The organism is Bacteroidales bacterium (assembly GCA_013141385.1).
GTDB lineage: Bacteria > Bacteroidota > Bacteroidia > Bacteroidales > Tenuifilaceae > UBA8529.
The window spans coordinates 42,138-54,109 of sequence record JABFRB010000028.1; the positions used below are offsets into that span (position 1 = coordinate 42,138).

Genomic DNA, 11,972 nt, shown 5'->3' on the forward strand with positions numbered 1-11,972 from the left:
GTATTTACTGGTTAACTGTTTTCATCATACATTTGTAAAGTGAATTAGCAGTACTATCCCAGCTAAATCGTTCACGTTGGATACGAGCGTTCACAATAAGCTGTTTCCTTAAGCTTTCGTCCTTGGAAATTATTATCATCCCTTCGGCAATAGATTCAATATTAAAGGGATCGACATAGATGGCTGCATCTCCTGAAACTTCAGGTAAAGATGTGCAATTAGATACTACTAGCGGCACATCACACTTCATCGCTTCAAGTATTGGGATACCAAACCCTTCATAATATGAAACAAATACCATAGCTAGAGCTGAACCAATAACATTCTTAAGCCTATCAACCTGTAATCGCCCAGAGAAAATAACTTCATCCTTAAACTCCATTCCTTTTAAAATCCCCATCATCTGAGATGTTCCATACATTTTTTCGCCAACTATTACTAGTTTTATCTTTGAACTCGTTGACTTTTTAAATAGTTCAAACGCTAATAATAACCTAACAATATTCTTACGTGGGTTAAAGGCTCCCACGAATACAAAGTATGGTGCTCCATGGGATATCAAATTCTGGGTTCCCTCTATTTCTTTTGGAGATAAAGGGGTATACAATTCATTCGCACCATTATATACTACATCAATTTTGGCTGGATCGATTCCGTAATTTTGACAAATATCCTTTTTAGAATATTCGCTTACTGTTGCTAATCGGTTGGCTTTGTGTGCGAATTTTGGGAAGAAATAGTTATAGTACCACCTTACTAAAAGAGGTATCGTTTGAGGAAAATGAAAAAAATTAATGTCGTGTATTACCCCTATCTGTGGTATATTTGATTTAAGTGGGAGGTAACCATCCGGTGAGACAAAAAGGTCGATTTTGTTCTTTTTAATATATTTTTTTACGGAAATCTCAAACCATATAAACCACAAGATGGGATGTCTAGATTGTGGTTTGAGCACAACAGGTTTTATATTGTTCGAAAAAATGAAATCAGGATCGAATTTTCTATCAAACAGAAAAAAAAACTCATGCTCAGGATGACCCTGAGTAATTCGCTTCATGGTTTCATACGTAAACCAACCTATCCCTTCGAGTCGATTTTTAAGCAGAAAGCGAGTGTTAACGGCAATCCTCATCAGAAAACATTTCCATCAAATTACATCATTTTTACATTAATTTGCAAGGATTATTATTTTAGATGTTTGGTTAAATCTACCTTTTGTCTACATTTGGATAATTCAACATTTGTAAAGCAGTGAAGAGAAAGTTCGCTACAAATCTAATTCTACTACTATCCCTTAATTTACTTGTAAAACCATTTTGGATCTTTGGGATTGACCGAACTGTTCAAAATCTTGTGGGTGCTGGTGAATATGGATTATTCTACTCTCTATTCAACTTTTCTCTACTATTAAATATTGTACTTGATTTCGGGTTAACCAACTTTAATAATCGCGAGATTAGTAGACACTCACAACTCATTTCCAAATACTTCTCTAATATCGTTGTTATAAAGGTTATTCTTGCTATTATCTATGGTATCCTTTGTTTAGGAGTAGGTGTTATAATGGGATATAGTGGACGGCAATTCTATCTCCTTTCTTTGCTAGTTTTCAACCAATTTGTATCATCTTTTATTCTTTACCTACGCTCCAACCTCAGCGGCCTACAGTTTTTTAAAACCGATAGTTTTATCTCTGTTTTAGATCGTTTTTTGATGATTTTGATTTGCAGTTTTTTGCTATGGGGAAACATTTCGAACTTCCAATTCTCCATTGATTGGTTTGTCTACGCTCAAACTGCATCCTATATTATCACATTGTGTATTACTTTTTTAATTGTTTTACCCAAAACAAATTTCTTTAAATTTCGATTCGATAAAGTTTTCCTGATCTCAATTGTACGGCAAAGCTATCCGTTCGCTTTGCTTGTTCTACTTATGAATCTGTACAGTAGAATTGACTCCGTAATGCTTGAAAGAATACTCCCTAAAGGGAATGTGGAATCAGGAATTTACGCTCAAGCATTTCGTATTGTTGATGCTGTTAATATGATACCCTTTCTATTTGCTGGCCTTTTACTTCCAATATTTTCAAAAATGATCAAGAATATAGAACCAACCCAGCCTCTTGTTGGTTTCTCATTCTCCTTACTTTTCATTCCTGCATTTGCCTTTACTGTCTCCTGTGTGTTTTTTCGATCAGAATTGATGCTTCTTCTTTATCATCAGCATGCCGCTGAATCTTCATCAGTATTAGGCATACTAATGATTTCGTTTCTCTTGATATCTATAAATTACATCTTCGGAACCCTTTTAACAGCCAATGGAAGTATTTGGCAACTAAATAAAATAGCCGTAATTGGAGTTGCTGTAAGTTTTACATTGAATATTATTTTAATACCTCATTACAAATCCTTTGGTGCAGCAATCGCTAATTTAAACACACAGCTAATCGTTTTAATTTTACAAGTATTTCTTGCCTTTAAGACTTTTAATTTTACAGTAAACATCAAGCAATTAGGTGTTTATTTTATCTTTATTCCAGCAAGTATTGTTCTTGTATTTCTTGCAAAAACGCTGTTTCCGCTATGGATTGTAGGGTTTGTTTTCTCTTTGCTCAGTGTAGCATTGCTTAGCTTCCTTTTGAAAATCATTAAAATAAGAGAACTATTAGATCTTTTTATTAAAGGCTAACCCGCTTCTTTTTTTAGATTATTGTTTAAAGAAATATTATCTCTATTCGCCTTCTATGAACGTAATTTGGTAAAATTTGCAACTATGCCTTGAATATTTCTTTCTAAAAGATTACCTTTAAACCCGATAAATTAATTTGGCTTATATTAAACATTAGTATTCATGGGTCTTCTGATTGATAAAACAGCTGATACCCCTTATATTAATTTTTCTGAAGAAGGAATTATTGACATAGAAGGTCGTTCCATCGCAGAGGATGTGTTTTCATTTTGGCAGCCATTACTAGAGTGGGTAACTGACTACTGCAAGAAACCAGCAGCCTTTACAAGCATTGTAATTTACCTTGAGTATACAAATAGCAGTTCAAATAAATACATTAATGAGATACTTAGAAAAATTGAAGACTGCAGCTCCAATGGAAATAAACTGCTTATAACTTGGAAATACGAAGAGGATGATGAATCGATATATCAACTTGGCAAAGACCTAGAAGCTATAACAAAACTTTCTTTTAAATTTGAAGTTGTTGAGATAGAGAGGATGAGAACTCAACGGGTTAAAATAAAAAGTAAAAAGAATGGTAATGAGGCAATAATTACATACCGTTACTGGGATGCCATTATTCGTAATGGACATGGTGATGAATATATAGTACTTGAAGAGATTAACTAATATATACTGTTTCATTTAATGCTTATTTCATGGTGAAACTCGAACTTAAAGAAACCGCAACAACCCCCTATGTCAATTTTGACTCAACTTCTGGTTTACTCAAAATTGATGGAAGGTCAATTCCTGAAAATGTTATTGATTTCTACCACCCAATACTTAGGTGGATTGATGAGTATGCCAAAATCCCATGCGAAAAAACCGAAATCACTCTCAAATTTGAGTACTTCAATACAAGTTCCTCGAAAAGGATTTTTGATATTATGAAAAAACTTGAAAAAATGGCTGCAGATACCGGTAAAAGGGTTGTTATTAACTGGTATTACGAGGAGGATGATGAGGATATTTTTTTCGCTGGAAACGACTACAAAGCACTTATTAGCAAGGTGGAGTTTAATCTAATAGAAATTATTTAGCAATAAATTTTTGGTTATAAGATTGATACAGAACTTTACTCTGGAGTTTTTGGTAATTCTACTAAAAGAATTCTATTCATTCGTCTAAAACAATACCTTAATTATCGCTTTTCTTTGAGGTAAAGAGCACCGATAAACGAAAAAAGCCTGCAATTGCAGGCTTTCTAGTAGCGGGAGTAGGCTGCGTTCGGCAACCGACGAAACTTGAACCTACGTCCGGCAGTTGCCGGATATGAGCCCAACGAGTTATTTAATTCCGTATTAGTTTGCGAATAAAATCTCTTCCCTGATGTGACTTCAATTCCTGTTCTCGTTTCATAGCCTCATCTTTGGTGGAAAAGGGTTCTGAATGGATTATCCGCCAAGGTTGGTATCTCTTTGTCCAACCTTTATTCTTAGGATGGTTATGTGCCTCTAATCTTCCCTGAGGGTTATTTGTGAAACCGATGTATATCTTGTCGTTCACCTCAGAGTAAAGGACGTAAACGTAGTACATAAAATTGCTTTTAACGAAAAAACCCCCGATTTTTCGGGGGTTTCCTAGTAGCGGGGGTAGGACTCGAACCTACGACCTTTGGGTTATGAGCCCAACGAGCTACCAACTGCTCCACCCCGCAATATATTTTTCAAATCTCTTAAGAACAATTTTTTCTAATGCGGTGCAAAGATAACATCTCATCTCACAATATGCAAACATCCTAGAAATATTTTAAAAAGTTTTTATTATTCTACAGCAATTAGAGTTAAAATATTCAACATAATCCATAATAACCTTGTTTCTTAAAACTTATATAATAAACTATTCCCACGCAGTAACCCCCTAATATCCAAAATCAATTATCTTTGTGGCTTTATTAATATTTATGGCAAAGAGTAAGGAAAAACGAAAGTATATTGAAAAACTTAAGAGTAAGTATCGCCTCAATATACTAAACGATCAAACTTTCGAAGAGGTTTGGACTATGAGGTTATCACGTTTAAACGTAATTTCCGTCTTTGGGAGTGCAGCAATCCTCATTGTAATTTTTATTATCGTGCTAATTGCTTTTACACCTATTAGGGAATTTATTCCAGGTTATCCTGATGGAAATACACGAAGAAATATTGTTGTAAATGCTTTAAGGGTAGATTCTCTTGAAAGAGAGTTGAAGCACTGGAAAGGGTATTACAGTAATATCAATAAAATTTTAAATGGTGGCGAACCAACTAGTATTGTAAGTAAACCCGATTCAACAGTCAAATATAAGGAGATTCGTTTTACTCGATCTGTAGAGGACTCATTACTAAGGCTGCAAATTGAAGAAAATGAAATGTACAACTTATCAGTGTTTGATAATCGCAAATCAAAGAGTAGTATAAGTAATATGCTTTTCTTTACCCCTGTAAAAGGTGTTATTACTAGCACATTTAGTTTGCAGCAAAATCATTATGGTGTAGATATTGTTGCTGCTCCAAACGAAGCTGTTGTTGCTGTTGCTGATGGTACCGTTACCCTATCAACTTGGACGCTTGAAACAGGGTATGTTATACAAATCCAGCACGATGATAACCTAATTTCTGTTTATAAGCACAATAGTCAACTATTAAAGAAACAAGGTGCTAGAGTAAAAGCAGGAGAAACAATTGCAATTATAGGTAACTCCGGAGAACTCACAACTGGCCCACATCTACATTTTGAACTATGGCACAATGGAAATCCGATTGATCCTCAAAAGTATATTATTTTCTAATCGTTTTATTTACAAAATTACATAAGTATCCATTGAAGAGAAAAATTGCCATACTTGGATCTACTGGTTCAATTGGAACACAGGCTTTGGATGTAATTGCATCAAATACTGACTTGTTTGATGTTGAGGTGCTAACCGCATATAACAGTTACGAAACCTTAGTAAAGCAGGCATTGCAGTTCCGTCCCAATGCAGTTGTAATAGGAAATAAAGAGAACTACCCCTTTGTAAAAGATGCGTTATCCTCTACTGATATTAAGGTTTATGCTGGCTTCGATGCTATTGCTCAAATAGTAGAAATGGATACCATTGATATTGTCCTAACAGCAATGGTGGGTTTTTCTGGACTAATACCTACTATCAATGCAATTAAAGCAAAAAAAACGATTGCTCTCGCCAATAAAGAGACCTTGGTGGTTGCTGGAGATCTGATTACTGAACTTTCGTTACAAAACAATGTCCCTATAATACCTGTTGACTCTGAACATTCAGCAATTTTTCAATGTTTAGTGGGAGAAAAAAGTCCAATTGAAAAAATAATTCTAACTGCTTCTGGGGGTCCTTTTCGTCAGCACACCCTTGAACAGCTTAAAAGGGTGACCTGTGCCGATGCATTAAATCATCCAAACTGGTGTATGGGCTCAAAAGTAACTATCGATTCAGCCACAATGATGAATAAGGGATTAGAGGTTATAGAGGCAAAATGGCTATTTAACCTTAAGCCCAACCAAATTGATGTGGTTATTCATCCACAATCAATAATTCACTCACTGGTTCAATTTGAAGACAGTTCTATTAAAGCTCAACTCGGACTTCCCGATATGAGGTTACCAATACAATATGCGTTTTCGTTCCCATATAGAATAAAATCGGATTTTCCCCGATTCACCTTTACGGATTATCCAACACTCACTTTCGAAGAGCCGGATATTAAAAGATTCCCAAATCTCAATTTTGCCAGAGAATCGCTTATTAGAGGCGGTAACTCCCCATGCATTTTAAATGCTGCAAATGAAATAGCGGTGGAATCATTCTTAAACGAAAAAATTAGTTTCCTTCAGATGTCGGAGGTAATTGGAGAGGCAATTTCTCGTTCGTTTTTTATTCCCAAACCTTCCATTGAGGATTACATTTATACCGATAAGGAAACACGAATTTTAACCAAAGAAATCATAAAAGAATATCAATAATAGCTATGGAAATATTAGTAAAAACTGGTCAACTTCTATTAAGTTTATCAATCCTCGTTTTACTTCACGAGCTGGGTCATTTTATTTTTGCAAAACTCTTCAAAACAAGAGTCGAGAAATTTTACCTTTTTTTCGATCCTTGGTTCTCGCTTTTTAAGTTTAAAAAAGGAGATACAGAGTACGGAATAGGATGGCTACCCCTAGGTGGTTATGTTAAAATATCGGGGATGATTGATGAATCGCTCGATAAAGAACAACTAAAACAACCGCCTCAACCCTACGAGTTTAGGTCAAAACCAACATGGCAAAGATTACTAATAATGATTGGCGGTGTAGTTGTCAACTTTTTTCTAGCCCTATTCATTTATAGTCTAGTGCTTTATGCATGGGGTGAAGAATATCTGCCAAACTCTAGTGTTAAATATGGTATTGCTTGTGATTCTCTTGGGCTTGAAATGGGATTCCGTAATGGAGATAAAATTATAACTGTTGGAGGAAAAGAGGTAGATGATTTCCTTAAAATTACACACGATATACTACTTAACAGCGAAAGAAGTATCACTGTTCTTAGAGATAACAAGACTGTAACTTTTATTGTCCCCGATAGCCTAATTGCTAGGCTTATTAAAAACCCATTTGTAATTATTTATCGTATACCGTTTATTGTAGGTGAACTTGAAAAAAACTCACCCGCTATAAATGCAGGGTTTAAAAAGGGCGATGAACTGGTTGCCATAAATGGCGAGCCAAAAAAATATTTTGACGAGTTTAGATCCACCATACAAAAATCTAAAAATAAAAATATTGCTTTTACTTTTAAACGAGGTGTTGATACAATTGATATAAGTGTTCAAGTACCAAATACGGGTATTGTAGGGGTTTATCCCGTTAGAGACTTTTCGAGGTTTTTTGAAACAAAAAAATTAACCTATACCTTTTTTCAATCATTTCCTGCAGGAATCAAAAGGGGTATGAGCACCCTTTCCAGCTATATTAAACAGTTTAAACTGATATTTACCCCAAAAACAAAGGCATACGAATCGGTAGGTGGATTTATAACAATTGGCAACATCTTCCCTGGAACATGGGACTGGCAAGCGTTTTGGAATCTTACCGCATTTCTGTCATTAATACTGGCATTTATGAATATCCTTCCAATTCCTGCACTCGATGGGGGGCATGTGCTATTTTTACTATTCGAGATGGTCACAGGTAAAAAGCCTGGTGATAAATTCTTAGAGTATGCTCAAATAGTTGGGATGATTATTTTACTGAGTTTATTAGTATTTGCAAATGCAAATGATATTATTAAACTCTTTAAATAAAAAAATTACTTGCGCTTAAGTACTGAAGAAAACGGCTCTAAGTGATTTCTTTAAACACTGTTTTCCTAATTTTCTTTTAAATTGTTATTATTTGAATTAGGTTTGTACCATAAAACATAAAACGATGAATGCATTTGTTCTTGCTGGTCAAATTGGAATGACAGAACTGTTGGTCATACTTGTCATAGTCCTTCTGCTATTTGGTGGAAGAAAAATACCTGAACTAATGAAAGGACTTGGTCAAGGTGTAAGTGAGTTCAAAAAGGGGATGCGCGAAGCCGATCAACCTACTAATAATGATAAAAAGGAGACAAATACCTCAAAAGAGTAGTATCGTAATCCTTTATTCCCCAATAGTCAGTATGGCGGTTAATTTGTTTTTCCGACAATGTATCGTTTTGGTGTTCTTTTTATTTATATCCGTATTAGCCAATGGACATAATAAGGTTAACCCTGTTCTGATAAAATATGATTATACACTTGAAGTCTTTGATTGTTTAGAAAGCCTTCACATTTTCCCTGATTCTATATCTAAGCCAAGGAATAAATTATCTGATAATTTCCCTACTTTCCCAGATCTTGTTTACGAGTATAAAATTGCATCTATTGGAAAGTTATCACCAATTGACTTTGATTATAACCCCCATGTTAGAAGATATATCGATATCTATTCAATTGAACGTCGTGAACAGGTTTCGCTAATCCTTGGACTTGCTGAATTGTATTTTCCTCTTTTCGATGAAATGCTCGATAAGTATCATCTACCTCTTGAGTTAAAATATTTAGCGGTAGTTGAGTCAGCCTTAAATCCTCTTGCTGTATCAAAGGCAGGTGCCACTGGCCTTTGGCAATTTAAAATCAACTCTGCAAAGATGTTCAACCTCGCAGTTAACTCCTATGTTGATGAAAGAATGGATCCTGTAAAATCAACCGAGGCTGCCTGCCAATACCTCCAATATCTTTATAAAATTTTTAACAATTGGCACTTAGCACTTGCTGCTTACAATACAGGTCCTGGTGCTGTTCGGAATGCTATTAGTAGAGCAAAGGGAGAAACTAATTTTTGGAAAATCTACGACTATCTTCCAGAGGCAGCTCAAAACTATGTTCCAGCTTTTATTGCAGCTGCATATATAATGAACAATGCAAGTAGTCACCATATTGATATCATTAAGCCAATCATTACTTACACAAAAACCGATACCGTTATGGTATCCAAGCCTGCAACATTTGCTGCCATATCAAAAGAACTTGGTATTCCTATAGAACTAATTCGTTTTTTGAATCCCGTATACCGTAGAGACTTTTTACCCGAAGTAGGAAAGCCTATCACATTATGGTTACCTACAAACGAAATTGAACAATTCCTGCAAAAAGAACAAACGATTTACAATTCAAAAGTTGAAACGGCAACCTACAATGATATACTGGCTAATTCTGGTAATACCGATGGAAAAATTAAGGTTCAACATAAGGTAAAATCTGGCGAATATCTTCACAAAATTGCAATTAACTATGGTTGTACAATAGACGATATTCTAATTTGGAATCCTAATGCCGATGATAATTTAAACAAAGGAGAGTATCTGAATATTTGGGTTGATAAAAAAGTATACCAAAGAATACAGCAGGAGAATTCCACTGACTCACTAAAAACAAGCACAAACCAATAAAAAAGCCAACATATCGTTGGCTTCAATTTATTTTGGAATGGACACTAATCTTCAAGTCCATCGGAAGGATCGCCTGTAAATTCCCTTACAATTCCCCTTTTTGATTTTTTAATGAAGTCTAAAATTAAATCTCTTTCAGATGTTTGAACCATATTGTTCTCAATATAGCCAATTGCTTGGGTAACGTTCATCCCCTTGCCATAAAGATTACGATATAACTCCTGAATTTCACCAACTTTTTCAGCATTAAAGCCTCTCCTCCGTAAACCAATAATATTAAGTCCTGCAAAAGTAATTGGCTCTCTAGCTGCAATTATATAAGGAGGAATATCCTTATTAACTTTAGTGCCTCCCTGAACCATTACATGCATACCAATTCGTTCAAATTGATGAACTAAAACTTGACCGCTAAGGATTGCAAAATCGTCGATCTCAACTTCTCCGGCAAGTTGTGTCCCATTTCCCAATATTATATTGTTGCCCAATATACAATCGTGGGCAACATGTACATAAGCCATTAGTAAGCAATTATTGCCTACAACAGTTTTCCCACGTGATTTGGTACCCCGATTAATGGTTACACATTCACGCATTGTAACATTATCACCAACTTCGGCGGTTGTCTCCTCACCTCTAAATTTTAAATCCTGAGGAATTGCAGAGATAACCGCACCCGGAAAAATACGACAATTCCTACCAATCCGTGCACCATCAAGAATGGTAGCATTAGGACCAACCCAAGTTCCATCTCCAATTTCAACATTCTCAGCAATATATGCGAATGGTTCAATGGTAACATCTTTACCTATTTTTGCATTGGGATGTATATATGCTAGATTTTGGTTCATTCTTCTTTAATTTTTGAGATTTGTGCCATAAGAACTCCTTCCATAACAAGCTGATCTCCAACAAAAGCTTGCCCTGTCATGTTTGCAATACCTCTACGTATAGGTTCGTTAAGAAAACATTTAAAGATAAGGGTATCGCCCGGCACAACTTTTCTTTTAAACCGTACTTGATCAATTTTTAGAAAGTATGTCAAGTAGTTTTCAGGATCAGGAACCGAATTAAGAACCAAAATTCCACCAACCTGTGCCATTGCCTCAACCTGTAATACTCCTGGCATAACGGGTTCATTAGGGAAATGGCCTACAAAAAAACCCTCATTCATAGTAACATTCTTCATTCCTACTACCGATGAACCATCCATACTCATAATCTTATCGATCAACAGGAATGGAGGACGATGTGGAAGTATTCTTTGTATCTGAAGAATATTCATCAGGGGTTGTTGGTTTGGATCGTATATTGGAGGTGTTGGTTTAAGAATCTCCTTTTTATACTGCTTGCGAAGCATTTTTGCAAACTCTGTGTTTGCATGATGTCCAGGTCTAAGTGCGGTTATCTTCCCTTTTATTCTTAGGCCTAAAAGGGACAGGTCACCAACCATATCCAAAAGTTTATGGCGGGCAGGTTCATTAGTAAAATGAAGATCAAGATGGTTTAGAAATCCTGAGGGTCTGACCTGTACATGGGGTTTATTGAAAAGATCAGCAATACGGTCAAGCTCTATCTGAGGAACCTCCCGCTCCATTATAACAATTGCGTTTTGCAGGTCTCCTCCTTTAATAAGGTTGTTTTTAAGGAGAATCTCTAACTCATGGAAAAACACAAATGTTCTACAAGGTGAAATTTGTGATTCAAAATCTTCGATGTGAGTTAGTTTTGCATATTGATGCCCAAGTACCCTAGAGTTATAATCGATCATCACATCAATGCTAAAACCATCATCGGGATAGGCAACTATTTCGATATTATTCTTCTCGTCACGGTAAACCGTTTTTTCGCGAATAATAAAGAAATTTCTTTCCGCACCCTGCTCATCCGTTCCCACCTTTGCAATTTCGTTTACAAAAGCGCTGGAACTCCCATCCATAATGGGCATTTCAGGGCCATTCACCTTAATTAGTGCATTATCAATACCCATCCCAGATAATGCGGCCAAAACATGCTCAACGGTATTTATCTTAACTCCTTTTTGGACTAACGTTGTCCCTCGGGAGGTATCGGTAACATAATCTGCAAGAGCTTCAACTTTGGGTTGGCCTTCTAAATCAACTCTTTGGAAATTATATCCAGTATTAACTTCTGCTGGACAAATTATTACTTCGACCTCAACGCCAGTATGTAATCCCCTTCCTTTAATAGAAATAGGTTGATGAATGGTTCTTTGCTTATCTGCCATAAAATTATAAATTGCTGAAATAAAACTTCGCAA

12 protein-coding genes and 1 tRNA gene are annotated in these 11,972 nt (G+C 35.6%); 8 read left to right on the forward strand and 5 right to left on the reverse strand.

What is annotated here, in order from left to right; all coding sequences use genetic code 11:
* Positions 1-4: 4 nt before the first annotated feature.
* The gene (locus tag HOO91_16165; GenBank protein ID NOU19093.1) at positions 5-1,132 is read right to left on the reverse strand and encodes a glycosyltransferase family 4 protein; all 1,128 of its coding nucleotides are present in this window, start codon (positions 1,130-1,132) and stop codon (positions 5-7) included.
* A 119-nt stretch (positions 1,133-1,251) separates the two neighbouring features.
* On the opposite strand from HOO91_16165, the gene HOO91_16170 reads away from it, so the two are divergent.
* The 3 genes from HOO91_16170 (at position 1,252) to HOO91_16180 (ending at position 3,776) form a co-directional block, all read left to right on the forward strand.
* A complete protein-coding gene (locus tag HOO91_16170; protein NOU19094.1) occupies positions 1,252-2,691 on the forward strand; it encodes an oligosaccharide flippase family protein in 1,440 nt (479 codons plus the stop codon).
* Between the two features lie 162 nt (positions 2,692-2,853).
* A complete protein-coding gene (locus tag HOO91_16175; protein ID NOU19095.1) occupies positions 2,854-3,363 on the forward strand; it encodes a DUF1987 domain-containing protein in 510 nt (169 codons plus the stop codon).
* Between the two features lie 29 nt (positions 3,364-3,392).
* Positions 3,393-3,776, forward strand: a complete 384-nt coding sequence (locus HOO91_16180; GenBank protein NOU19096.1) for a DUF1987 domain-containing protein — start codon at positions 3,393-3,395, stop codon at positions 3,774-3,776.
* A gap of 250 nt (positions 3,777-4,026) precedes the next feature.
* On the opposite strand, the gene HOO91_16185 is transcribed toward HOO91_16180, so the two are convergent.
* Entirely contained in the window at positions 4,027-4,272 is a 246-nt protein-coding gene (locus tag HOO91_16185; protein ID NOU19097.1) for a GIY-YIG nuclease family protein, read from the reverse strand.
* A 48-nt stretch (positions 4,273-4,320) separates the two neighbouring features.
* Positions 4,321-4,393 (reverse strand) — tRNA-Met (locus HOO91_16190).
* A gap of 246 nt (positions 4,394-4,639) precedes the next feature.
* Between HOO91_16190 and HOO91_16195 the strand changes: the two genes are divergently transcribed.
* The 5 genes from HOO91_16195 (at position 4,640) to HOO91_16215 (ending at position 9,694) form a co-directional block, all read left to right on the forward strand.
* On the forward strand, positions 4,640-5,506 hold the full coding sequence (locus tag HOO91_16195; GenBank protein ID NOU19098.1) for a M23 family metallopeptidase: 867 nt from the start codon (positions 4,640-4,642) through the stop codon (positions 5,504-5,506).
* Positions 5,507-5,538: 32 nt separating this feature from the next.
* Positions 5,539-6,696, forward strand: coding sequence for a 1-deoxy-D-xylulose-5-phosphate reductoisomerase (locus HOO91_16200; protein NOU19099.1), 1,158 nt, complete (start codon positions 5,539-5,541; stop codon positions 6,694-6,696).
* Positions 6,697-6,701: 5 nt separating this feature from the next.
* Positions 6,702-8,021 (forward strand): RIP metalloprotease RseP, encoded by a 1,320-nt coding sequence (rseP, locus tag HOO91_16205; GenBank protein ID NOU19100.1) that lies wholly within the window; start codon positions 6,702-6,704, stop codon positions 8,019-8,021.
* Positions 8,022-8,145: 124 nt separating this feature from the next.
* Positions 8,146-8,352 carry a twin-arginine translocase TatA/TatE family subunit gene (gene tatA / locus HOO91_16210; protein ID NOU19101.1) on the forward strand — a complete coding sequence of 69 codons (207 nt, stop codon included), beginning with the start codon at positions 8,146-8,148 and terminating at the stop codon, positions 8,350-8,352.
* Positions 8,318-9,694 (forward strand): transglycosylase SLT domain-containing protein, encoded by a 1,377-nt coding sequence (locus tag HOO91_16215; GenBank protein NOU19102.1) that lies wholly within the window; start codon positions 8,318-8,320, stop codon positions 9,692-9,694. Before tatA ends, HOO91_16215 begins: the two co-directional genes overlap by 35 nt.
* Before the next feature lie 44 nt (positions 9,695-9,738).
* Here HOO91_16215 and lpxA read toward each other — a convergent pair whose 3' ends face one another.
* Positions 9,739-10,542, reverse strand: coding sequence for an acyl-ACP--UDP-N-acetylglucosamine O-acyltransferase (gene lpxA / locus HOO91_16220; protein NOU19103.1), 804 nt, complete (start codon positions 10,540-10,542; stop codon positions 9,739-9,741).
* The gene (locus tag HOO91_16225; protein ID NOU19104.1) at positions 10,539-11,939 is read right to left on the reverse strand and encodes a bifunctional UDP-3-O-[3-hydroxymyristoyl] N-acetylglucosamine deacetylase/3-hydroxyacyl-ACP dehydratase; all 1,401 of its coding nucleotides are present in this window, start codon (positions 11,937-11,939) and stop codon (positions 10,539-10,541) included. Before HOO91_16225 ends, lpxA begins: the two co-directional genes overlap by 4 nt.
* Positions 11,940-11,972 lie beyond the last annotated feature (33 nt).